Source organism: Polaromonas potterensis (assembly GCF_033446725.1).
Classification (GTDB): Bacteria; Pseudomonadota; Gammaproteobacteria; order Burkholderiales; family Burkholderiaceae_C; genus Polaromonas.
Genome location: NZ_JAWQLX010000002.1, coordinates 240,611 through 262,332, shown reverse-complemented (window position 1 = coordinate 262,332; position 21,722 = coordinate 240,611). Strand labels below are relative to the sequence as shown.

20 protein-coding genes are annotated in these 21,722 nt (G+C 59.4%); 17 read left to right on the top strand and 3 right to left on the bottom strand.

Going from position 1 to position 21,722, the window contains the following annotated elements:
• Positions 1 to 91: 91 nt before the first annotated feature.
• Positions 92 to 376, top strand: a complete 285-nt coding sequence (locus R6254_RS04365) for a hypothetical protein (RefSeq protein WP_412103104.1) — start codon at positions 92 to 94, stop codon at positions 374 to 376.
• A 13-nt stretch (positions 377 to 389) separates the two neighbouring features.
• Here R6254_RS04365 and R6254_RS04360 read toward each other — a convergent pair whose 3' ends face one another.
• Positions 390 to 845 carry a hypothetical protein gene (locus tag R6254_RS04360; RefSeq protein WP_318404717.1) on the bottom strand — a complete coding sequence of 152 codons (456 nt, stop codon included), beginning with the start codon at positions 843 to 845 and terminating at the stop codon, positions 390 to 392.
• Between the two features lie 590 nt (positions 846 to 1,435).
• Here R6254_RS04360 and R6254_RS04355 point away from each other — a divergent pair.
• The 10 genes from R6254_RS04355 (at position 1,436) to soxB (ending at position 11,649) form a co-directional block, all read left to right on the top strand.
• The gene (locus tag R6254_RS04355) at positions 1,436 to 1,900 is read left to right on the top strand and encodes a (2Fe-2S)-binding protein (RefSeq protein WP_318404715.1); all 465 of its coding nucleotides are present in this window, start codon (positions 1,436 to 1,438) and stop codon (positions 1,898 to 1,900) included.
• Between the two features lie 11 nt (positions 1,901 to 1,911).
• Positions 1,912 to 4,071, top strand: coding sequence for a xanthine dehydrogenase family protein molybdopterin-binding subunit (locus R6254_RS04350; protein ID WP_318404713.1), 2,160 nt, complete (start codon positions 1,912 to 1,914; stop codon positions 4,069 to 4,071).
• Positions 4,072 to 4,407: 336 nt separating this feature from the next.
• Positions 4,408 to 4,782 carry an ArsR/SmtB family transcription factor gene (locus tag R6254_RS04345; RefSeq protein WP_318404711.1) on the top strand — a complete coding sequence of 125 codons (375 nt, stop codon included), beginning with the start codon at positions 4,408 to 4,410 and terminating at the stop codon, positions 4,780 to 4,782.
• Between the two features lie 37 nt (positions 4,783 to 4,819).
• Positions 4,820 to 6,148 carry a sulfite dehydrogenase gene (gene soxC, locus R6254_RS04340; protein ID WP_318404710.1) on the top strand — a complete coding sequence of 443 codons (1,329 nt, stop codon included), beginning with the start codon at positions 4,820 to 4,822 and terminating at the stop codon, positions 6,146 to 6,148.
• Entirely contained in the window at positions 6,132 to 7,271 is a 1,140-nt protein-coding gene (locus R6254_RS04335) for a c-type cytochrome (RefSeq protein WP_412103103.1), read from the top strand. The genes soxC and R6254_RS04335 overlap by 17 nt, the downstream gene beginning before the upstream one ends.
• Before the next feature lie 119 nt (positions 7,272 to 7,390).
• Positions 7,391 to 7,858: a thiosulfate oxidation carrier protein SoxY gene (gene soxY / locus R6254_RS04330; protein ID WP_318404708.1), complete on the top strand. Its 468-nt coding sequence runs from the start codon at positions 7,391 to 7,393 to the stop codon at positions 7,856 to 7,858.
• Between the two features lie 134 nt (positions 7,859 to 7,992).
• Positions 7,993 to 8,304, top strand: coding sequence for a thiosulfate oxidation carrier complex protein SoxZ (gene soxZ / locus R6254_RS04325; RefSeq protein WP_318404706.1), 312 nt, complete (start codon positions 7,993 to 7,995; stop codon positions 8,302 to 8,304).
• Between the two features lie 47 nt (positions 8,305 to 8,351).
• Positions 8,352 to 9,149 (top strand): sulfur oxidation c-type cytochrome SoxA, encoded by a 798-nt coding sequence (soxA, locus tag R6254_RS04320; RefSeq protein ID WP_318404704.1) that lies wholly within the window; start codon positions 8,352 to 8,354, stop codon positions 9,147 to 9,149.
• A gap of 20 nt (positions 9,150 to 9,169) precedes the next feature.
• Positions 9,170 to 9,814, top strand: a complete 645-nt coding sequence (gene soxX, locus R6254_RS04315) for a sulfur oxidation c-type cytochrome SoxX (protein ID WP_318404702.1) — start codon at positions 9,170 to 9,172, stop codon at positions 9,812 to 9,814.
• Positions 9,815 to 9,933: 119 nt separating this feature from the next.
• Complete coding sequence (gene soxB / locus R6254_RS04310) at positions 9,934 to 11,649, top strand: thiosulfohydrolase SoxB (RefSeq protein ID WP_318404701.1); 1,716 nt, start codon at positions 9,934 to 9,936, stop codon at positions 11,647 to 11,649.
• A 52-nt stretch (positions 11,650 to 11,701) separates the two neighbouring features.
• On the opposite strand, the gene R6254_RS04305 is transcribed toward soxB, so the two are convergent.
• Positions 11,702 to 12,562: an NAD(P)H-binding protein gene (locus R6254_RS04305; RefSeq protein ID WP_318404700.1), complete on the bottom strand. Its 861-nt coding sequence runs from the start codon at positions 12,560 to 12,562 to the stop codon at positions 11,702 to 11,704.
• An 80-nt stretch (positions 12,563 to 12,642) separates the two neighbouring features.
• Between R6254_RS04305 and R6254_RS04300 the strand changes: the two genes are divergently transcribed.
• The 6 genes from R6254_RS04300 (at position 12,643) to R6254_RS04275 (ending at position 20,861) form a co-directional block, all read left to right on the top strand.
• Entirely contained in the window at positions 12,643 to 13,272 is a 630-nt protein-coding gene (locus R6254_RS04300; protein ID WP_318404699.1) for a TetR/AcrR family transcriptional regulator, read from the top strand.
• Positions 13,273 to 13,457: 185 nt separating this feature from the next.
• The gene (locus R6254_RS04295; RefSeq protein WP_318404697.1) at positions 13,458 to 16,334 is read left to right on the top strand and encodes a 2-oxoglutarate dehydrogenase E1 component; all 2,877 of its coding nucleotides are present in this window, start codon (positions 13,458 to 13,460) and stop codon (positions 16,332 to 16,334) included.
• 58 nt (positions 16,335 to 16,392) lie between these two features.
• Positions 16,393 to 17,664 (top strand): 2-oxoglutarate dehydrogenase complex dihydrolipoyllysine-residue succinyltransferase, encoded by a 1,272-nt coding sequence (gene odhB / locus R6254_RS04290; RefSeq protein WP_318404696.1) that lies wholly within the window; start codon positions 16,393 to 16,395, stop codon positions 17,662 to 17,664.
• Between the two features lie 10 nt (positions 17,665 to 17,674).
• Positions 17,675 to 19,102, top strand: a complete 1,428-nt coding sequence (gene lpdA, locus R6254_RS04285) for a dihydrolipoyl dehydrogenase (RefSeq protein ID WP_318404695.1) — start codon at positions 17,675 to 17,677, stop codon at positions 19,100 to 19,102.
• Between the two features lie 20 nt (positions 19,103 to 19,122).
• Positions 19,123 to 20,220, top strand: a complete 1,098-nt coding sequence (gene zapE / locus R6254_RS04280) for a cell division protein ZapE (protein ID WP_318404693.1) — start codon at positions 19,123 to 19,125, stop codon at positions 20,218 to 20,220.
• Positions 20,217 to 20,861, top strand: a complete 645-nt coding sequence (locus R6254_RS04275) for a hypothetical protein (protein WP_318404692.1) — start codon at positions 20,217 to 20,219, stop codon at positions 20,859 to 20,861. Before zapE ends, R6254_RS04275 begins: the two co-directional genes overlap by 4 nt.
• A 60-nt stretch (positions 20,862 to 20,921) precedes the next feature.
• Here the strand turns inward: R6254_RS04275 and R6254_RS04270 are convergent, their stop codons facing one another.
• A complete protein-coding gene (locus R6254_RS04270; protein ID WP_318404690.1) occupies positions 20,922 to 21,680 on the bottom strand; it encodes a PP2C family protein-serine/threonine phosphatase in 759 nt (252 codons plus the stop codon).
• Positions 21,681 to 21,722 lie beyond the last annotated feature (42 nt).

The window sequence follows — 21,722 nt, the reverse complement described above, 5'->3', positions numbered from 1 at the left end:
TAATGATGCTGTTTCGACTGCCTCCGATAGGTGCCTGCCTTTTGGCTCTGGGCTGCACAAGCCCGCAGCCCGCAAGCTGGAAGGCGACATCATGAAACGCGTCGATGCGACCTGGGCGCAGTCGCCAGGCGATAACGCGTGCATTTTTGTGACGGCGCTGCCCAAGACCCGCAGTGGCAAGCTGCTGCGGCGCGCGATTCAGGCAGTGTGCGAGGGCAGGGATGCTGGGGATTTGACGACCATGGACGATCCGGCTGCGCTGCAGCAGATTCGGGATCGGGTGGCCTCTTTGCTACTCAATTATTGCAACCAGCACTGTCGAGTAAGAAGACGCGCTACTTGTTGGCGCGGCATCTCGGCACCAATGTGGTACTAATTCTCTATTCGCCCTAGTTGACCTTGCTTATTCCTTTATTGTGCTTTCGAAGTCCTTGGACTAGTGAGTTCATTATTTCCGGAATACTCAACACATCTACAAACGGGGCAAAGAAAACAGGATTTTTCCCGTGAAGTACGTTGGCGCGTTTTGAATATTCTTTAGGAATTTTCGGAAGAAACACTTCAACGAAAAAGCCAAGAAATGGATAGCCTACTGAAATAAAGCGCTCATATTTTCTTCCGAAGGGGGAGAAGATGAGTGAACGAAGATTCTCATTGCTGAATCCGCCATCAGGAGTGGGGTCGTGTAGCTTTCGTAGCGTGACGGTGAATTTATTCTCCGAAAGGTAAGTTTCATGCTGTAGCGCATGTCGCATCTCTTCCTCCCAAGGGAAAGGTAGGTCAATGTTCGAATAATTCGGGTGCGTGGAGACAGAAATTCGCCACAGCAAAGAGAGAAAAAACATGCGGAGTCGTCTCTGATCGATTCTTAGCAAAGTGACTCCGCTGGCATCTCGATAGGTTTGGCCTTCGTGGCCACGAAACACGGCTATCCCGTATGAATCGTAATTAGCATTCAGCAGGCTTTCGCAATTGCGGCACAGCAACTTGGCGTCCCACGTGTCCGATGAGTACTGAATTGGCGTCGATTCGTCGTCAGTTATCTCAATTGCTTTCCCATCATTTTTGCGGAGAACGTAGTTAAAAATTGAGTGAGGAAGCGCATGGGACGCGCACAGCGGGCGGTACTGGAGACATAGTTTGCAAGCGGCAGTGGATGGCATAGAAATGACGTGGCAGACGTTTTGAACAAAGACGATCTAAATGGACAGCCGCAGAGGCCCCTTGAGTAGAGAGTCATATCCGGTGGAATACCGAATTGTCTCAACTTGAGAATATCTGTATGCACTTGTTTCCACCGAGGGCTTCTACCTGGATGCGCCCAAATGCCCAGTCGTAGCATCCGATGGTGATGGCGGCCGGGGCATTCACTTTGGCCTTCATCCAGGCAGGTCAGCAGATGTCCACGATAACAAAAGACAAAAGGATCCCCACCATGACGACGAAACTCAATGTGAACGGCCGTGCCGTTTCAGTGAATGCTGAACCCGACACACCTCTCTTGTGGGTCATACGCGACGAGCTGGGCATGACCGGCACCAAGTTCGGTTGTGGCGTGGCTTTGTGTGGGGCTTGCACCGTGCACCTCGACGGCCAGCCCGTGCGCTCATGCCAGACGCCGGTGTCTGCGGCGGCGGGCAAGAAGGTGGCGACGATTGAAAGCCTGTCGCGCAACAATACCCACCCCCTGCAGGTGGCCTGGATCAAACATGATGTGCCGCAATGCGGCTACTGCCAATCGGGTCAGTTGATGAGTGCCGCGGCGTTGCTGAGCGCCAATAAAAATCCGACGGACGCCGATATCGACGCAGCCATGAGCGGCAACATCTGCCGCTGCGGCACCTATCCCCGCATCAAGGCCGCGATCAAGGATGCTGCTTCAACCCTGCGCAAAGCCTGAGGAAGACCATCATGAACACCACTTTCCAAGCCGACCAAACCGAGCAAGCTGCGTCCGTCAATCGCCGCGATTTCCTCAAAAGCTCATCGGCCGTCACCGGCGGCCTGATGTTGGGCGTGACCCTGGGCCTGCCGCTTGCCAGCCAGGCCGCCGGCACGCTTTACACCCCGAATGCCTGGGTGCACATCGCCGACGACAACACCATCACCTTGATCTCCGCCCGTTCGGAGATGGGGCAGGGTGTCTACACCGCGATGCCCATGCTGATCGCCGAAGAACTCAACGTGGACATCCGCCGCATCAAGGTCGCGATCGCGCCGCCTGACGGCAAGGTGTATGGCAATGCCTTGCTGGGTGGCCCGCAACTCACAGGCGGCTCGACCTCGGTGCGCGATGGTTGGGAGAAGCTGCGCGTGGCGGGCGCCCAGGTACGCGAGATGCTGGTGGCCGCAGCGGCCGAAAAATGGAAAGTCAGTGCCTCGCAACTCAAGGCCGAAAACGGCATGGTCACCGGCCCCGGCGGCAAAAAAGCGACCTATGGCCAGCTGGCCGAGGCGGCGTCCAAACTGCCTGTGCCCAAGGATGTGAAACTCAAGGACCCGAGCGAATTCAAAATTGTGGGAAAACCCACCAAGCGGCTGGACACCCCGGCCAAAGTCAACGGCACGGCCGAATTCGGCATCGACGTCAAGTTGCCGGGCATGGTTTACGCCTCGCTGGAGCAATGTCCGGTGATTGGCGGCAAGGTCAAGAGTTTTGACGGGACCAAGGCCAAAGGCATGCCGGGCGTGATCGACGTGGTGCAGATTCCCGACGGCGTGGCCGTGGTTGCCGATAGCTATTGGCATGCCAAGAAGGCGCGCGAAACCCTGGTGGTGCAGTGGGATGAAGGCCCGGGCGCGACCATCAACCACACGTCCATGCTGGAGGGCATACGCAAGGCGACCGACAAGCCGCTGCCGCTCAAGGCCGTGGGGGATGCCGATGCAGTGATCAAGGGTGCCGCCAAGGTCGTGAAGGCCGAATACGTGTCGCCGCTGCTGGCGCACGCGACCATGGAGCCCATGAACTTTACCGCCAGCTACAGCAATGGAAAGATGGCGCTGGTCGGCCCGACCCAGTGGCAGGACGGCGCACAGGGCGCGGTGGCCCAGGCACTGGGCATGAAGCCGGAAGACATCACACTCCGAACGACCTTCCTGGGTGGTGGCTTCGGGCGGCGCATCGACCTGGACTTCATCGTGCAGGCCGCGCAAATCTCCAAGGCCGTCAACAAGCCGGTCAAGCTGATCTGGTCGCGTGAAGACGACATGACCCACGACTTTTACCGGCCCATGTCCGTGCACCAGCTGGCCGCTGCGGTGGGGCAGGATGGCAAACCCACGGCCATGACTTTTCGCATGGTCTCGCAGTCGGTCACGGGCCGTGTTTTTGGCCTGCCGCTGGAGGCGATGGACCCGCTGATGAGCGAGGCGGCACTGGCGCCTTACGAAATTCCCGCCACGCGCCACGAGATCGTCAAACACGACAGCGGTTTGCGTGTGGGTTACTGGCGCTCCGTCAGCCATGCGCTGAATGCCTTTGCCAATGAAAGTTTTATTGACGAACTGGCCGCCGGTGCAGGTAAGGACCCCTATGCCTACCGCATGTCCCTGCTGGAAAAACAGCCGCGTTTTGCCAATGTGCTGAAGATGGCGGCGGACAAGGCCGGCTGGTCCACACCCGCGCCGGCAGGGCGTTTTCGCGGCATCGCGCTGATGGAGGGTTATGACACCTACATGGCGCAGGTGGCTGAAATTTCGGTCAAGGACAAACAGATTACGGTGCACAAGGTGACGGTGGTGGCCGACCTGGGCCGCATGATCAATCCGGACACGGTGCAGGCGCAGATTCAATCCAGCATCGTGTTTGGCCTGACCGCTGCACTGAATGGCCAGATCACGCTGGACAAGGGCCGTGTGCAGCAAAGCAACTTCGGCGACTACCCGGTGCTGCGTATGCATGAGGTGCCGGTGATGGACATCACCCTGGTGCCCAGCACGGAAAAACCCGGCGGTATCGGCGAGCCGGCGACGGCACTGGTGGCGCCCGCGGTGGCCAACGCCTTGTTTGCGGCGACCGGCAAACGTGTGCGCCAGTTGCCGCTGCATGAAAATCTCGCCAAGGCTTGAAGGCGGTTCAAGTTTAATCCGCGATGATTGGCCTGGAAGCACGTTCATCATTGATGAAATGTGCTTCTAGCCCCCGTTTCATAAGCGTGAATAGCTACTAAATTGGTAGCGCTTAAGCCCGCCCGAGCATCGGCGGGCTGAGATGTTGGCTCGCGTGCCGGCGAATGTCTTGCGCCCTGAGCAACACTTCCGACGGAGAACAAGGTCGGTATTCACGCCCTCGAAATCACCTGCGGCGCTTCCAGCTATTTGTGGTCTTAGGGGTATTCCCCACGAATAAACGCCCTTGAAATCGTTGTAATATCAGTCATTGCTTATATTTAAGAATTCATCCCCATGAACGACATGATTCAAGCCGGGGCCAAGTCCGAGCAGGGTCGGGTTTTTGAGCTGGCCGCCGAGCTGTTCGCCGTGTTGGCCACGCCGATGCGGCTGCGTGTGCTCAGCGCCTTGTGTGACCGCGAAAAGTCGGTCACCGAGCTGCTGTCTGAAATCGACACGACCCAACCCAATTTGTCCCAGCATCTGGCGGTGTTGTACCGCACCGGTGTGTTGGCCAAACGCAAGGAGGGCACCCAGGTGATCTACCGCGTGCAGAGCGAAAAAGCCGTGGCCTTGTGCCGCAGCGTCTGCACCCAGATCGCCATTGAGCTTGATGAGCCCGGCGCGGTTTCGGCCGAGCAAAGCCTGTCGCCCCTTCACCCAACCTGAACGCCCTTATGAACTTTAAACACCGAGAGGCTTGCCCATGCTGAGCCGTTTCATCCGGCGCGCGCCGGAAAACTTTCTGAGCCAGGACGATATCAAGTCGGTTCGTTCCGGCCGTCGCGGCTTTCTGGCCGGGGCGGTGGCCGCTGCTGCCGCCAGCAGCCTGGCAGCCCAGCGCGCCATGGCGCAGGACGATCCCGCGATTGTCAATTTGCCGGCCCACAGCAAAGGGCTGGGGCAGGGTGTGGCCACGCGTGGTTACGGCATGCCCAGCGAGTGGGAGAAAAACCTGCAGCGCCGGCAAAGCCCGGGCCTGACCCGTGTGCCCCAATCCAGCGTGAGTTTTGCGCCGTTGCAGGGGCTGTTCGGCATCATCACGCCCAGCGGCCTGCATTTTGAGCGCCACCACCAAGGCTGGTGGGACATCGATCCGACCCAGCATCGCCTGATGGTCAACGGCTCGGACGACACCATGCTCAAACGCCCCATGGTGTTCAGCATGGACGAGTTGATGCGCCTGCCCAGCGTCAGTCGCATGCATTTCATCGAATGTGGCGCCAACACCGGCATGGAGTGGGGCAATGCGGCCGTGCCCACGGTGCAATACACCCACGGCATGCTGAGCTGCAGCGAGTTCACCGGCGTGCCGCTGCGCACGATTCTGGAACTCTGCGGCGCTGACTTCAAACGCGCCAAGTTTGTCTTGGGCGAGGGCGCGGACGGCTCCGGCATGACACGCACCATTCCCATGAGCATGGTGATGAACGGTGAAGTGCTGGTGGCCTACGGCCAGAACGGCGAAATGTTGCGTCCTGAAAACGGTTATCCGCTGCGCCTGATCGTACCCGGCGTGCAAGGCGTGAGCTGGATCAAATACCTGCGCCGCATCGAACTGGGCGACATGCCTTATGCCACCAAGGATGAAACCATCCACTACGTGGACTTGATGCCCAACGGCCTGCATCGCCAGTACACCAGCATCCAGGAAGTCAAAAGTGTGATCACCTCGCCCAGCGGCGGCCAGGTGTTGCTGGAAAAAGGCTTTCACAACGTCACCGGCCTGGCCTGGAGCGGCCGCGGCAAGATCAAACGGGTGGAAGTGTCTGTGGACGGCGGCAAAAACTGGAAGGCCGCGCGCCTGGAAGGGCCGGTTTTGTCCAAGTGTTTGACACGTTTCAACAGCGACTTTGTCTGGGATGGCAAACCGGCCTTTTTCCAGAGCCGGGCGATTGACGAAACCGGCCAGATCCAGCCGACCTATGGCGAGCTGCGCAAGGTGCGCGCTTCGCGCAGTATTTATCACAACAACGCGATCCAGTCCTGGGCGCTGACCGAAAACGGCGAGGTCAACAATGTCCAGCTGTCTTAAACCCATGCGAAGCTATAGCGCGGCGCTTCTCCTATGTCTGTCTTTCATGGCCGGGGCACAGGCCGGCGAAAAAGCGGGTGACAAGTTTCCCGGCGTAGGCCGCACCGCAACCACCACGGAAGTCAAAGCCTGGGACATCGACGTGCGTCCCGATTTCAAGGGTTTGCCCAAGGGCCAGGGTTCGGTGCACCAGGGCGAAACCGTGTGGGAAGCGCAATGTGCGTCCTGCCACGGCAGCTTTGGCGAGTCGTCCGAGATATTCACGCCAATTGCCGGCGGCACCTCGGCCGAAGACATCCGGACAGGCAAGGTTGACAGTCTGTTGCCGGGCTCCAACCAGCCACAGCGCACGACCTTGATGAAGGTCTCGACCTTGTCCACTCTGTGGGACTACATCAACCGCGCCATGCCCTGGACCGCGCCCAAGTCGCTGACGGCCGACGAGGTGTATGCCGTGACGGCCTACATCCTGAACCTGGGCAATATTGTTCCCGCGGATTTCACGCTGTCCGACCGCAATATCCGTGAAGTCCAGGAGCGTTTGCCCAACCGCAAAGGTGTGACCACCGCCCACGCGATGTGGCCAACAACTGAGCTGGGCGGCACCAAGCAGCCGGACGTGCAGGGTGCTACCTGTGTGCGCGACTGCAAAAAAGACGTCGAAGTGAAGAGCTTTTTGCCGGATTACACACGTAATGCCCATGGCCAGTTGTCCGAGCAGTTCCGCCTGATAGGTGGCAGCCGCGGCACCGATACCAGCCAGCCGGCCGGTAGCGCGATGCCCGTCAAGGTGGCAGCTTTGGCCCCAGCGGCGAAGGCGGCGCCTGAAAAAGTCGCAACGGCTGCTGCAGGGCCGGCTTCGGCCACGGCGGTGGTGATGCCGCTGCTGCAAAAAAATGCCTGTGTGGCCTGTCATGGCATGGACAGCAAACTGGTCGGCCCGTCCTTCAAAGATATAGCTAACAAATATAAGGACAAGGCCGATGGGGTGAAGTATCTATCGGGCAAAATCAAGGCTGGTGGACAAGGCGTCTGGGGCAGCATGCCGATGCCGGCCCAGGCCTTGAGTGAGGCCGAAGCCGCGCAGTTGGCCCAATGGCTGACCCGGGATTTTGCGCCCTGAGGCGAAACGCGTGTGCGCACCGGCTTGGGAGAAACACCCTGTCCGTTGCGCCAATTTTTGTGTCCAATCAAGTTCAAGTTTTTTAATAAGCTGAAGTTATATCCAAAGGAGTTCAGAGCATGGAACGTCGTCATTTTCTCGCCACCAGTTCAGGCGCCACCGCGCTGGCCTTGGCGGCTTCGGCCGGCTTGTCGCCAGCCCACGCGCAAGCAGCGGCTGCCTGGAACAAGGTCGCTTTTGAAAGCAAGACGCTGGCCGACGCCGCCAAAGCACTGGGTGCCACCAGCGCACCGGTCGAAAGCAAGGACCTGATCCTGCAAGCGCCGGAAATCGCCGAAAACGGCAGCGTGGTGCGTGTTGGCGCCCAGAGCAACATCGCCGGCACCACGCAGGTCGCCTTGGTGGTCGAGAAAAACCCAAGTGCGCTGGCCGCACTGTTTGACATTCCCGCCGGCACCGACGCCAACGTGTCGACCAACTTGAAGATGGGCCAGTCCTCCAACGTGTATGCGTTGGCCAAGGTCGGCGACAAGTTCTTCTACGCGGTCAAGGAAGTCAAGGTCACGCTGGGCGGCTGCGGCGGCTAAGTCGGCGCTGGGGGCCGGTCTGGCCAAGCCACCTCCCCGAAGGACGTTCCGGCTTCCCCAGCCACCCGCGCCCAGGCTGCTAGCTACTCGCTACGCCTCAAAGCGTTATTAACAAACAATTAAAGGAATAAATCATGTCAGATCCGATGAGAATCCGGGCCCAGGCCCAAGGCGACAAAACCACCGTGCGTGTGTTGGTCAGCCACGAAATGGAAAGCGGTCAGCGCAAGGACGCCGCCGGTAAAACCGTGCCGGCCTGGTTCATCCAGAACATCAGCGCCACACACAACGGCAAGACCGTCATGAGCGCCCAGTGGGGCCCGGCAGTCTCCAAAAACCCGTTCATGCAGTTCAGCTTCGCGGGCGCCAAAGCCGGTGAAAAAGTCATTGTCAGCTGGGTTGACAGCAAGGGCGACAAACGCACCGACGAAGCCGTCATTTCCTGATTCGTCGAGTCACAAAATAACGTCATAAAAACCACGAGGAGCGCACGATGAAATGGAAACTGTTGGGGCTGGCAGCCCTGGGCCTGTTGCCTATGTTGGCAGCGGCGCAAAAAAGCACGGCCGAAGGCATTGCCGAATACCGCGCCATGTTGGCCGACGGCAATCCGGCCGAGTTGTACGAAGCCAAGGGCGAAGGTCTGTGGAAACAGGCCCGCGGCCCGAAAAATGCCAGTCTCGCGCAGTGCGACCTGGGCAAGGGCCCAGGCGTCGTCAAAGGCGCTTTCGTGGAATTGCCGCGTTATTTTTCCGACACCGGCCGGGTGCAAGACCTGGAGTCGCGTCTACTGACCTGCATGGAAACCCTGCAGGGTTTTAAGGCCGAGACCATCGCCAAAACACCGTTTGGCCGTGACGAGCAAAAGAACATCGAGTCGCTGGTCGCCTATATTTCCGGCGAATCCCGCGGCATGACTTTCAACCTGCCGCAGGCGCATAAAGAGGAAAAACTCATGTATGCGGTCGGCAAGCAGGTGTTTAACCAGCGCGGCGGCCCCTACGATTTTTCCTGCGCCTCCTGCCATGGCGAAGACAACAAGCGGGTTCGCCTGCAAGACCTGCCCAACCTGACCAAAAATCCGGGTGCGGGTGAGGGTTTTGGTGCCTGGCCGGCTTACCGCGTTTCCAGCGGTGACCTCTGGAGCATGCAGCGCCGCCTGAACGATTGTTTCCGTCAGCAGCGTTTTCCTTTCCCCGGCTACGCCTCGGACGTCACGATTGCGTTGGGCGTCTACATGGGTGTGAACGGCAAGGGTGGTGTCTCCACGGCACCGGCGCTCAAGCGTTGATCAGAACAGGAAGCATAGACATGAAAAAAACCTATCAACACGCCGGTTTGCTGGCCATGACTGTTCTGCTCGCGAGCTGCGCCACCGGCCCTTCGCCGCAAGATGTGAGCGAAGCCACGCAAAGAATGCTGAAGTCGTCCTTTCGCGACGAAGGCATGGCCAAAGTCAGCTGGCTGGACCAGGACGCTTCGAACAAGGCTTGTTCGGAAGCCGCAGGCGTTGCGCTGGATGAGAAACTGGGCAAAACCATCGAAGAAGCCAATCTGAAAACCGTGAAGATGCCGGCCAACGGCAAACTGATCGGCGACTGGAAAGAGGGCGAAAAAATCGCGCAAAACGGCCGTGGCATGACCTGGTCGGACAAGGCGGATGCGGTCAATGGTGGCAGCTGCTACAACTGCCACCAGATCAGCAAGGAAGAGCTCTCCTTCGGCTCCATCGGCCCCAGCCTGTACAACTACGGCAAGCTGCGCGGTGTGACCGACCCGGCGGCCGAAGCCAGCAAACCCATCGTCGACTACACCTGGGGCAAGCTCTGGAATGCCAAGGCTTACAACGCTTGCTCCGGCATGCCGCGTTTTGGCCATGGCGGCATTCTCAGTGAAAACCAGTTGCGTGATGTGATGGCTTTGCTGCTGGACCCGAAGTCGCCCGTCAACAAGTGATTTGTTGACAAGTCATGAGTCTTTTCTGCCTGTAGCCCTTACCCCACGGGCGCAGGCAGCTATTTAATTGATAGTATTTTTAACCTGTGCCTGGTTTGTCGGGCGGGATGTTTGACGTCATGAATTTGTCTCGCCGAGAGTTTTCCACCGTGATGGCCGCTGCCCTGGCCGCCGGTTTCCCTATCCAGCGCGAAGCCAACGCCGCGCAGGCCAGCAGTCTGTACGAGGTGCCGCGTACCGGCAATGTGCATTTTCTGCACATGACCGATTGCCACGCCCAGTTGATGCCTGTGTATTTCCGCGAGCCTTCGGTCAACCTGGGCGTAGGCGCCATGCAGGGCAAGGTGCCACACCTGGTCGGTGAACATCTGCTCAAGGCCGCCCACATCAAGGCCGGCACGCCCGAAGCCCATGCGTTTACCTATCTGAATTTTGAACGCGCCGCGCGCCAATACGGCAAGGTCGGCGGTTTCGCGCATTTGGCCACTTTGGTCAAACAGCTCAAGGGCGGACGCCCTGGCGCCTTGCTGCTGGACGGTGGTGACACCTGGCAGGGCAGTGCGACCGCGCTGTGGACCCAGGGCCAGGACATGGTGGATGCGGCCAAGCTGCTGGGCGTGGATGTGATGACCGGCCACTGGGACTTTACCTATGGCGAAGAACGCATCAAGACCATTGTCGAAAAAGACTTTGCCGGCAAGATTGATTTTGTCGCGCAAAACGTCAAGACCAATGATTTTGGCGACCCGGTGTTCAAGCCTTATGTGATCAAGGAAATGAACGGCGTGGCCGTGGCCATCGTCGGTCAAGCCTTCCCTTACACCCCGATTGCCAACCCGGCCTGGCTCACGCCGAACTGGAGCTTTGGCATACGCGAAAGCGAGATGCAGGAAACCGTCAACGAGGCCCGCGCCAAGGGTGCACAAGCCGTGGTGCTGCTGAGCCACAACGGCATGGACGTGGACCTGAAGATGGCTTCGCGCATCACCGGTATCGACGCCATTTTGGGCGGCCACACGCATGACGGCGTGCCGGTGCCCGTGATTGTCAAAAACCCGGGCGGCCAGACCATCGTGACCAATGCCGGCAGCAACGGCAAGTTCCTGGGCGTGCTGGATTTGGATGTCAAAGACAAAAAGGTCGTGGGTTTCAACTACCGCCTGTTGCCGGTGTTCTCCAAACTCCTGCCCGCCGACGCGGCCATGAGTGCCTTGATCACGGGCATCCGCGCACCTTACGAAGCCAAGCTCAGCGAAAAGCTGGCGGTCACGGAAGGCACCTTGTTCCGCCGCGGCAACTTCAACGGCAGCTTCGATCAGCTGATCCTGGATGCGCTGATGGATGTGCGTGGCGCCGACATCGCGTTTTCGCCGGGCTTCCGCTGGGGCACCTCGCTGCTGCCGGGCCAGGCCATCACGCGTGAACACGTGATGGACCAGACCGCCATCAGCTACCCCTGGACCACGCTGACCGACATGCGCGGCGACATGATCAAGACCATCCTCGAAGACGTGGGTGACAACCTGTTCAACGCCGATCCTTATTACCAGCAGGGTGGCGACATGGTGCGGGTGGGTGGTCTGAGCTACCGCTGCGAGCCTGGCGCCAAGATGGGATCGCGGATTCAGGACATGCGCCTCAAGGGCAAGTTGATCGACGCCGACAAGACCTACAAGGTCGCCGGCTGGGCGCCCGTCGCCGAAGCCAGCAAAAATGCCGGCCCGCCGGTCTGGGAAGTCGTCGAGACTTATCTGCAGACGCACAAAGTCGTCAAACCGCCCAAGCTCAATGTGCCCAGCCTGGTTGGCATGGCCGGCAATCCCGGCCTGGCTTGATGGTCAAACAGGCCTCCAGCCCAGACGGGTCGGGCGCAAGCAGCTATTAACTTTATAGCGAGTTTGCGCTGCGGCTGCCCCAGATGCCGGTGCTGGCTGTGCGCAACACATAGTCCGCGAAGCTGCGCGGCGCACGTCCCAGGGCTTGTTGCACACCATCGCCTGGGAGGATGTTCCGGCCGTCCAGCACGGTGCTGAACAAATACATGACCAGCTCGATGTAGTCGCCGGGCACCTCTTGCTGCACCAGCGCCGCCCGGTAGTCTTGCGGCGGCACCTCGGCAAAGGAGATGGTGCGGCCGGTCGCGCTGGCGATGGCGGCGATGGCATCGGCGAAGCTGATGGCCTCGGGGCCGGTGATCTCGTAAAGCTGACCGGCATGATCCGGCTCCGTGAGGGCGCGAAAAGCGATCTCCGCAATATCTTCCACGTCCACAAAAGGTTCCGCCGCCAGGCCGGACGGCAGGGCCACTTCACCGGCCAGGATGGGATCCAGGAAAAAGCTTTCGCTGAAGTTCTGGCTGAACCAGCTGCAGCGCAGGATGGTCCAGTCCACACCCGCGGTTTGCTGCAGTACTTCTTCAGCCTGCTCGGCTTCCACTTCACCCCGGCCGGACAGCAACACCAGTTTGCGCACACCGCTGTCCGCCGCCAGTCTGAAAAACGCCTTGACCGTGGCCACCGCACCCGGCACCGCCAGGTCCGGCTGGTAGGCCACATAAGCCGCATGGATGCCTTGCAGGGCGGGCGCCCAGGTAGTCTGGTTGTCCCAGTCAAACGGCAGTGCGGCATGGCGCGAGGCTATGCGCACATGATGGCCGGCCTGAAGAAGCCGCTGCGCCACCCGGCGGCCGGTTTTGCCGGTGCCGCCCAGAACCAGGGTGGTCGACTCTGTAGAAAGTTCGGTAGTCATGATGTCACCTTTGAAGTTAAAATATGAGTAACTCTCATATTCGTTAATATGATAAACACTCACATTTAACTGTCAAGCCCATGAGCAACGTTTTTTCGCAGCCCCCCGCGCTTGGCGCCCGACGCCAGCCGACCCAGCAGCGCAGCCAGGAGCGGCTGGATCGCATTCTGGCGGCGGCCAAGGAATTGATCGCGACGACCGGCAGCGACCGGGTCAAGATGAGCGAGATCGCCGCCCTGGCGGATATCTCGATTGGCTCGCTGTACCAGTACTTTCCGGATAAAAGTGCGGTGATCCGAACCTTGGCCCAGCGTTACAACGCCGAAAGCCACCGCTGCATAGCGGAAGCCCTGGCCGGCGTGAGCGACCTCGAAAGCCTGCATATCGCCTACGACGGCCTTGTCGACCAGTATTACGAGTTGCTGCTGGCGGAGCCGGTGATGCGGGATATCTGGTCGGGCATGCAGGCCGACAAACAACTCACAGCGCTGGAACTGGAAGAAAGTCGCGCCTGCGGTGCACTGCTGGCGGCCGCCATGCAGCGGGCATCACCGGGTGCTGATGCCGAAAAAATCGCTTCTTCGGCGTTTCTGATCTGGCAATTGGGCGAAGCCACCATGCGACTGGCGATGGCACTTGAGCGCGAGGAGGGTGAGGTCCTGGTCGCGACCTACAAACGCATGAGCTGGCGCGAGATGGCTGAGCCTTGAAACACGTGGTTACAGAGGCGGGCCAAGTCCTTGGGCAGCCATTTGGTGGCACAATTGGGCCTGTTTCTGACAGGCCCTTCCTTGCCACAGTCGCATCCGCTAATCGGTCCAGCCGTGTTGCGGAAGGTTAATTAACCAGCTTTAACCAGCTAATGTTTCCCCAAGGGAAACGGAGGTCAGCGGATATGAGTTCCAGCCCAACAGCTTCGTCTGTTTATTCTGCCTATCAAGGCAACACTTATCTCTTCGGCGGCAATGCGCCCTATGTCGAAGAGATGTACGAAAACTACCTCGCCAATCCCGGCAGCGTGCCTGACACCTGGCGCGAATACTTCGACGCGCTGCAAAACGTGCCCGCCGTCGATGGCAGCAACGCCAAAGATGTGCCGCATCTACCTGTGGTCAATGCCTTTGCCGAACGCGCCAAACAGGGCGGCACCAAGGTGGTGGTCGCCAGCGCCGACTCCGAACTGGGTCGCAAACGCACAGCCGTTCAGCAGCTGATTGCCGCCTATCGCAACGTCGGTGCCCGCTGGGCCGACCTGGACCCGCTCAAACGCGCCGAGCGCGACAACATTCCTGAACTGGACCCGTCTTTTTACGGCTTCACCGACGCGGACCAGGAAACGGTGTTCAACACCAGCAACACCTTCTTCGGCAAAGACACCATGAGCTTGCGCGAGCTGATGAATGCTCTGCGCGAAACCTATTGCGGCACCATTGGCGCCGAATACATGTACATGACGGACCAGGCGCAGAAGCGCTGGTGGCAAACAAAGCTCGAAGGTATTCGCAGCAAACCCAATTTCAGCAAGGAAAAGAAACTCCACATCCTGGACCGCCTGAGCGCGGCCGAAGGCCTGGAGCGTTTCCTGCACACCAAATACGTCGGCCAGAAGCGTTTCTCGCTGGAAGGTGGCGAAAGTTTCATCGCCAGCATGGACGAGTTGATCCAGCGCGGCGGTGAAATCGGCGTGAAGGAAATCGTGATCGGTATGGCCCACCGTGGCCGTTTGAACGTGCTGGTCAATTCGCTGGGCAAGGTACCGGCTGACCTGTTTGCCGAGTTCGACCACACCGCGCCGGAAGACCTGCCCAGCGGCGACGTCAAATACCACCAGGGTTTCAGCTCCGATGTGACGACCCCTGGCGGTCCGGTACACCTCTCGCTGGCGTTCAACCCCTCGCACCTGGAAATCGTCAACCCTGTGGTTGAAGGTTCGGTGCGGGCTCGTATGGACCGTCGCGCCGACCCCAAAGGCCTGCAAGTGTTGCCAGTGCTGGTGCACGGAGATGCAGCCTTTGCCGGGCAGGGCGTGGTCATGGAAACCCTGGCGCTGGCCGAAACCCGTGGTTATTCCACAGGCGGCACGGTGCACATCGTGATCAACAACCAGATCGGTTTCACCACCAGCGATCCGCGCGACAGCCGTTCCACGCTGTATTGCACCGACGTCGTCAAGATGATCGAAGCGCCTGTGTTGCACGTCAACGGCGATGATCCTGAAGCCGTGGTGCTGGCAACTCAGCTGGCACTCGAGTTCCGCATGGAGTTCCAGAAAGATGTCGTGGTTGACATCATCTGCTTCCGCAAGCTGGGCCACAACGAGCAGGACACACCGGCGCTGACGCAGCCGCTGATGTACAAGAAAATTGCACAACACCCCGGCACCCGCCGCCTCTACGCCGACAAGCTGTCGGCCCAGGGCATGGGTGAGACGCTGGGTGACGACATGGTCAAGGCCACACGCGCCGCACTGGACGCGGGCAAAAGTACCTTTGACCCGGTGGTGACCAACTTCAAGAGCAATTACGCGGTGGACTGGCGTCCTTACCTCGGCAAAAAATGGACCGACGCTGGCGACACCGCGATCCCTATGGCCGAGTGGAAACGCCTGTCTGAAAAAGTCAGCACCATTCCCGCGACCGTGACGGCGCACCAACTGGTCAAAAAGGTGTATGACGACCGCGCAGCCATGGGCCGCGGCGACATTCCGGTGGACTGGGGCATGGGCGAACACATGGCTTTTGCCTCGCTGGTGGCCAGCGGCTACCCAGTGCGTTTGTCCGGCGAAGACTGCGGACGCGGTACCTTCACGCACCGCCATGCGGTGATTCATGACCAGAGCCGCGAGAAGTGGGATACCGGCACCTATGTGCCGCTGCAAAACGTTGCCGAGAACCAGGCCCCGTTTGTTGTTATCGACTCCATCCTGTCCGAAGAAGCTGTGCTGGCTTTTGAATACGGTTACGCCTCCAACGATCCCAACACCCTGGTGATCTGGGAAGCCCAGTTCGGCGATTTTGTGAACGGAGCGCAGGTCGTGATCGACCAGTTCATCGCCTCCGGCGAAGTCAAGTGGGGCCGTGTCAACGGCATCACCTTGATGCTGCCACACGGCTACGAAGGCCAGGGTCCGGAGCACAGCTCGGCCCGCCTGGAGCGTTTCATGCAGTTGTCGGCCGACACCAATATGCAAGTGGTGCAGCCTACGACGGCCAGCCAGATCTTCCACGTGTTGCGTCGCCAGATGGTGCGCAACCTGCGCAAGCCTCTGATCATCATGACGCCCAAGTCGCTGCTGCGCAACAAGGATGCAACCTCGCCATTGAGCGAGTTCACCAAGGGCAGTTTCCAGACGGTGATTCCGGAGAACAAGGATCTCAAGGCCGACAAGGTCAAACGGGTGATCGCCTGTTCCGGCAAGGTTTATTACGACTTGGCCAAAAAGCGTGAAGAAAAAGAAATTGACGACGTCGCCATCCTGCGCGTTGAGCAGTTGTACCCCTTCCCGCACAAGGCGTTTGCTACCGAGCTCAAGAAGTACCCGAATCTCGCCGAGATCGTGTGGTGCCAGGACGAGCCGCAAAACCAGGGCGCCTGGTTCTTTGTGCAGCATTACATCCACGAAAACATGGCCGAAGGCCAGAAGCTCGGCTACTCCGGCCGTGCCGCGTCGGCTTCGCCGGCCGTGGGTTATTCGCGTCTGCACCAGGAGCAGCAAAAAGCGCTGGTCGACGGCGCTTTCAGCAAGCTCAAAGGCTTTGTCCTGACCAAATAAATGAAAAGGCCAGGCCCTGAGGCCTGGCCGTCCAGAAACAACACACGAAAGAAGTCAAATGGCTATCGTAGAAGTAAAAGTTCCGCAGTTATCCGAATCCATCGCCGAAGCCACCATGCTGCAGTGGAAGAAAAAGGTCGGTGACGCCATTGCCATCGACGAAATCCTGATCGAGATCGAGACCGACAAGGTGGTGCTTGAAGTCCCGGCGCCGGCGGCCGGCGTGCTGGTTGACATCGTGATGGCCGATGGCAGCACGGTCCTGGCCGAACAACTGATTGCCAAAATCGATACCGAAGGCAAGGCTGCTGCCGCTGCGCCCGCCGCTGCTGCACCTGCTTCGGCATCCGCTGCAGCCGCAGCGCCAGCTACCGCCACCGCAGTGGCTGGTGGCAGCATGGCCGGTGTGGCCATGCCCGCCGCCGCCAAGCTGATGGCCGACAACCAGTTGGCATCCGGCTCGGTGCCGGGCACCGGCCGCGATGGCCGTGTCACCAAGGGGGATGTGCTGGGTGCGGTTGCCGCCGGATCTGCTCCTAAATCGGTAGCTGCTAGCGCAATACCGACGGGGGCTCCGACCACTTCTTTGCCTCAAGTGACAGTTGCCACCAAGGCCAACGACCTGGGTGAGCGTCCCGAGCAGCGCGTGCCCATGAGCCGTCTGCGCGCCCGTATCGCCGAGCGCCTGCTGCAATCGCAGTCCACCAACGCCATCCTGACCACCTTCAACGAAATCAACATGGCGCCGGTCATGGAGATGCGCAAGCGCATGCAAGAGCGTTTCGAGAAGGAGCATGGCGTCAAGCTCGGTTTCATGAGTTTCTTCGTCAAGGCGGCCGTGCACGCGCTGAAGAAATTCCCGGTGCTCAACGCCTCGGTCGATGGCAATGATGTCGTCTACCACGGCTACTTTGACATCGGTATCGCTGTCGGTTCGCCGCGCGGTCTGGTGGTGCCCATCCTGCGTAATGCGGACCAGATGAGCTTTGCCGACATCGAGAAAAAGATCGCCGAGTACGGCCAGAAGGCGCGCGACGGCAAGCTGGGCATTGACGACATGACCGGCGGTACCTTCTCCATCAGCAATGGTGGTACCTTCGGCTCCATGATGTCCACGCCCATCATCAACCCGCCACAGTCGGCGATCCTGGGCGTGCATGCAACCAAGGACCGTGCCATGGTCGAAAACGGTCAGGTGGTGGTTCGCCCCATGAACTATTTCGCCATGTCCTACGACCACCGCATCATCGACGGCCGCGAAGCCGTGCTCGGCCTGGTGGCGATGAAAGAAGCGCTGGAAGATCCGGCACGTCTGTTGTTTGACATCTAAGGAGAAGAACATGTCCAAACAATTTGACGTGGTCGTCATCGGTGGCGGCCCCGGCGGTTACATTGCCGCCATCCGCGCCGCCCAACTGGGTTTCAACGTGGCCTGTATCGACGAGTGGAAAAACGCCAAGGGCGGCCCGGCCCTGGGCGGTACTTGCACCAACGTCGGCTGCATTCCTTCCAAGGCCTTGCTGCAGTCGTCGGAACATTTCGACCATGCCAGCCATCACTTTGCCGAGCATGGCATCGAGGTCAAAGGCCTGAGCCTGGACCTGGCGAAAATGATCGGCCGCAAGGATACGGTCGTCAAACAAAACAACGACGGCATTGTGTACCTGTTCAAAAAGAACAAGGTCACTTTCTTCCACGGCCGCGGTTCTTTTGCTGCCGCCAAAGAAGGCCTGTATGACATCAAGGTGGCGGGTACGGCCGAGGAAACCATTTCCGGCAAACACATCATCGTGGCCACGGGTTCCAACGCACGGGCTTTGCCCGGTGCGCCGTTTGATGAAGAAACCATTTTGTCGAACGACGGTGCACTGCGCATCGGTGCTGTCCCGGCCAAACTCGGTCTGATCGGTTCTGGCGTGATCGGTCTGGAGATGGGCTCGGTCTGGCGCCGCCTGGGTGCCGAAGTCACGGTGCTGGAAGGTCTGCCGACCTTCCTGGGTGCGGTTGATCAGCAGATCGCCAAGGAAGCCAAAAAAGCCTTTGACAAGCAAGGGCTGAAGATTGCGTTGGGTGTGACGGTTGGCGAGATCAAGAACAGCAAGAAAGGCGTCAGTGTTGCCTACACGAATGCGAAGGGCGATGCCCAGACTCTTGAAGTTGACAAACTCATCATCTCGATTGGCCGCGTTGCCAACACCATAGGTCTTTCGCCCGAAGCTGTAGGCCTGGCGCTGGATGAACGCGGAGCCATTGTGGTTGACGGCGATTGCAAAACCAATCTGCCCAACGTCTGGGCGGTTGGCGACGTGGTGCGCGGCCCCATGCTGGCGCACAAGGCCGAGGAAGAGGGCGTTGCCGTGGCCGAGCGTATCGCCGGCCAGCACGGCCATGTCAACTTCAACACCATTCCCTGGGTGATTTACACCAACCCCGAGATTGCATGGGTTGGCCAGACAGAAGAGCAACTCAAAGCTGCTGGCCGTGCCTACAAGGCCGGCACCTTTCCCTTCATGGCCAACGGCCGTGCGCGGGCGCTGGGCGACACCACCGGCATGGTGAAGATGCTGGCCGATGCTGCGACTGATGAAATCCTGGGCGTGCATATCGTCGGCCCCATGGCCAGCGAACTGATCGCTGAGTGTGTCGTGGCGATGGAGTTCCGGGCCAGCTCGGAAGACATTGCCAGAATCTGCCACGCCCATCCGTCGCTCAGCGAAGCTACCAAGGAAGCGGCCCTCGCTGTTGACAAGCGCACCCTGAACTTCTGAAGCCCGGAACATCATCAACGATGTCTGTGCGTTCAGAGTACGCGTCTGAGCTGAAGACGCGGGGATATACCAGCGATCCAGCCCAGTTGCGTGCGGTGGACGCGCTGGAGCGCTGCGCCAATGAATGGACCGAGTTCAAGGCAAAGCGCTCCAACGCGCTGAAAAAGCTCATCAACCGGCCGGATGTTCCGCGCGGTGTTTACATGCACGGCGGGGTAGGGCGAGGCAAGAGTTTTCTGATGGACTGCTTTTACAACGCGGTTCCGCTCAAACGCAAGACACGCCTGCATTTTCACGAGTTCATGCGTGAGGTTCACCGTGAACTGCGTGATCTGCAGGGCATGGCCAATCCGCTGGACGAATTGGGCAAGCGGATTTCCAAACGTTACCGCCTGATCTGTTTTGACGAGTTCCATGTGGCAGACATCACCGACGCCATGATCCTGCATCGGCTGATGGTGGCGCTGTTTGACAACGGGGTAGGTTTTGTCACGACGTCCAACTTCCATCCCGACGATCTTTATCCCAACGGCATGCACCGAGACCGCATTTTTCCGGCCATAGCCTTGCTCAAGGAGAAGCTGGAAATATTGAGTGTCGACAACGGCACCGACTACCGCAGGCGCACGCTGGAGCAGGTCAAGCTCTACCATACGCCGCTAGGCGCGCAGGCCGATGCGGAGATGCGGGAAACTTTTGAGCGCCTGGCGGAGTCTCACGACGAATCGCCGATTTTGCATATCGAGGCCCGGAAAATCCAGGCCAGACGCAAGGCCGGTGGTTTGGTGTGGTTTGACTTCAAAACCCTGTGCGGCGGGCCGCGTTCTCAAAACGACTACCTGGAGATCGCCAGCCAGTTTCATACGGTCTTGCTCAGCGATGTCCCGCATATGCCGGTGCGTATGGCCTCGGAAGCGCGGCGCTTCACGTGGCTGGTGGATGTGTTGTATGACCGCCGCGTCAAACTCATCATGTCGGCGGAAGTGGCCCCCGAGGCGTTGTACACCGAGGGCCCTTTGGCGCATGAGTTTCCCCGGACGATTTCTAGACTCAATGAAATGCAGTCCGCCGAGTTTCTGGCGCTGGAGCGCAGAAATGTGGATACAACATTGACATGAAAAAACTTTTTCTTTTGTGGTTTGCTGGTGCTATTGGGTTCTCGGCCATGGCGCAATCCAGCGATGACCTTGCCTCGGCCGCCGCTGACCGCGAGCGGGAACGTATCGCTGCCGAGCGTATTGAACTCGAAGCGCGTTTTAGTGCGGAAGAGGCGGCCTGTTACAAGAAGTTTGCCGTCAACAGCTGCCTGAATGCCATCAAACCGCGTCGGCGTGAGGCGATGGCCCAGTTGCGGCTGCAGGAAGTGGCACTCAACGACCAGAAGCGCAAGCAAAAGGCGGCAGAGCAAATCCAGAAAACTGAAGAAAAATCATCGCTCGAAGTCTTGCAGCAAGCGGCAGAGCGCCGGACCAAAGCCTTGCAGGATACGCAGGCGCGCGGCGAGCGTTCGCAAAAAAAGGCGGATGAACGTCTCGACCTCCAGAAAAATGAGGCGCTTAATGCCGCCGGTGCGGCGGACAAGGCCAAGGGCTCGCAGGAAAGAGCCCAAGCTCGCGCAGACAAACGTGCGGCCGTGGCGGAAGAGCGTGAAAAATACAATGAAAAGCAGCAGGAAGTTGCGGAGAAAAAAGCTGCCAATGAGAAAAAGCGACGCGAGCAGACCAAACCCCCAGCGCCGTCCCTGCCAACACCCAACTAGCTTTTACTCAGCCCTTACGGGCTAGGTTCCTGTGTGCGGCTGTCCGTCGGTAGAGCGGACTCAGGCCAGCGCTTCAAACTTGACAATCACCAGCGACAGGTTGTCTCCGGCGCCATGCGCGCGGGATCGGGCTTTCTGGATCAAAAACTCGGTCGCCTCGCGTGGTGACAACATGGACAGTGCCGAGCCTATTTCATTCGGGCTGAAGTAGTGCCAGATCCCGTCGCTGCAGGCGATCAGCGCATCGCCAGGACGCAGTTTCGGAATGAAATGCTGGCTGACGGGCGGGACTTCTTCGGTGCCCAGGCAGCCCATCAGGATGTTGGACTGCGGGTGCACATTGGCTTCGTCTTCGGTGAGTTCACCCTTGTCGACCAGTGTCTGCACGTAGGAGTGGTCTATGGTCCGCGAGACCAGCTTGGCGCCGTGGAAATGATAAATGCGTGAGTCACCGGTATGCACCCAGTGGCAGTCGCCGCCGGGGTTGATCAAAAAAGCAGCCAGCGTGCTGTGCGGTTCCTGCTCGGAAGAAATCGCCGTGAGTTTGATCACCAGATGGGCTTCTTCCACCAGTTGCTTGAGCATGGAGACGGTATCGTCCGTCGCTGGCGAATAACGCTCAAACAGCTGTTTGGCGGTGAGCATGACCTGGTCAGACGCCTTGCGCCCGCCGCTCCGACCGCCCATGCCATCGGCCACGATGCCGAGCATGCAACCGGCGATACGCGGATGACTGAGCAGGGCCACCTGGTCCTGCTGGTAGTCGCGGTCTCCCTTGTGGATACCGGTGGACGCTGTGATTCGATGACCTTTGGACATTTTGAAATGGGTCGAGTCATGTGGACTCGATTTCTCTCCGTA

Excerpts from the sequence above, each read along its gene's own strand:
- soxZ (WP_318404706.1), top strand. The coding sequence starts at position 7,993 with ATGTCAGATCCGATGAGAATCCGGGCCCAGGCCCAAGGCGACAAAACC.
- R6254_RS04295 (WP_318404697.1), top strand. The coding sequence starts at position 13,458 with ATGAGTTCCAGCCCAACAGCTTCGTCTGTTTATTCTGCCTATCAAGGC.
- zapE (WP_318404693.1), top strand. The coding sequence starts at position 19,123 with ATGTCTGTGCGTTCAGAGTACGCGTCTGAGCTGAAGACGCGGGGATAT.
- soxA (WP_318404704.1), top strand. The coding sequence starts at position 8,352 with ATGAAATGGAAACTGTTGGGGCTGGCAGCCCTGGGCCTGTTGCCTATG.
- R6254_RS04300 (WP_318404699.1), top strand. The coding sequence starts at position 12,643 with ATGAGCAACGTTTTTTCGCAGCCCCCCGCGCTTGGCGCCCGACGCCAG.
- R6254_RS04335 (WP_412103103.1), top strand. The coding sequence starts at position 6,132 with ATGTCCAGCTGTCTTAAACCCATGCGAAGCTATAGCGCGGCGCTTCTC.
- odhB (WP_318404696.1), top strand. The coding sequence starts at position 16,393 with ATGGCTATCGTAGAAGTAAAAGTTCCGCAGTTATCCGAATCCATCGCC.
- lpdA (WP_318404695.1), top strand. The coding sequence starts at position 17,675 with ATGTCCAAACAATTTGACGTGGTCGTCATCGGTGGCGGCCCCGGCGGT.
- R6254_RS04355 (WP_318404715.1), top strand. The coding sequence starts at position 1,436 with ATGACGACGAAACTCAATGTGAACGGCCGTGCCGTTTCAGTGAATGCT.
- R6254_RS04305 (WP_318404700.1), bottom strand. The coding sequence starts at position 12,562 with ATGACTACCGAACTTTCTACAGAGTCGACCACCCTGGTTCTGGGCGGC.
- soxC (WP_318404710.1), top strand. The coding sequence starts at position 4,820 with ATGCTGAGCCGTTTCATCCGGCGCGCGCCGGAAAACTTTCTGAGCCAG.
- R6254_RS04275 (WP_318404692.1), top strand. The coding sequence starts at position 20,217 with ATGAAAAAACTTTTTCTTTTGTGGTTTGCTGGTGCTATTGGGTTCTCG.
- R6254_RS04360 (WP_318404717.1), bottom strand. The coding sequence starts at position 845 with ATGTTTTTTCTCTCTTTGCTGTGGCGAATTTCTGTCTCCACGCACCCG.
- R6254_RS04365 (WP_412103104.1), top strand. The coding sequence starts at position 92 with ATGAAACGCGTCGATGCGACCTGGGCGCAGTCGCCAGGCGATAACGCG.
- soxX (WP_318404702.1), top strand. The coding sequence starts at position 9,170 with ATGAAAAAAACCTATCAACACGCCGGTTTGCTGGCCATGACTGTTCTG.
- R6254_RS04345 (WP_318404711.1), top strand. The coding sequence starts at position 4,408 with ATGAACGACATGATTCAAGCCGGGGCCAAGTCCGAGCAGGGTCGGGTT.
- soxB (WP_318404701.1), top strand. The coding sequence starts at position 9,934 with ATGAATTTGTCTCGCCGAGAGTTTTCCACCGTGATGGCCGCTGCCCTG.
- R6254_RS04270 (WP_318404690.1), bottom strand. The coding sequence starts at position 21,680 with ATGTCCAAAGGTCATCGAATCACAGCGTCCACCGGTATCCACAAGGGA.
- soxY (WP_318404708.1), top strand. The coding sequence starts at position 7,391 with ATGGAACGTCGTCATTTTCTCGCCACCAGTTCAGGCGCCACCGCGCTG.
- R6254_RS04350 (WP_318404713.1), top strand. The coding sequence starts at position 1,912 with ATGAACACCACTTTCCAAGCCGACCAAACCGAGCAAGCTGCGTCCGTC.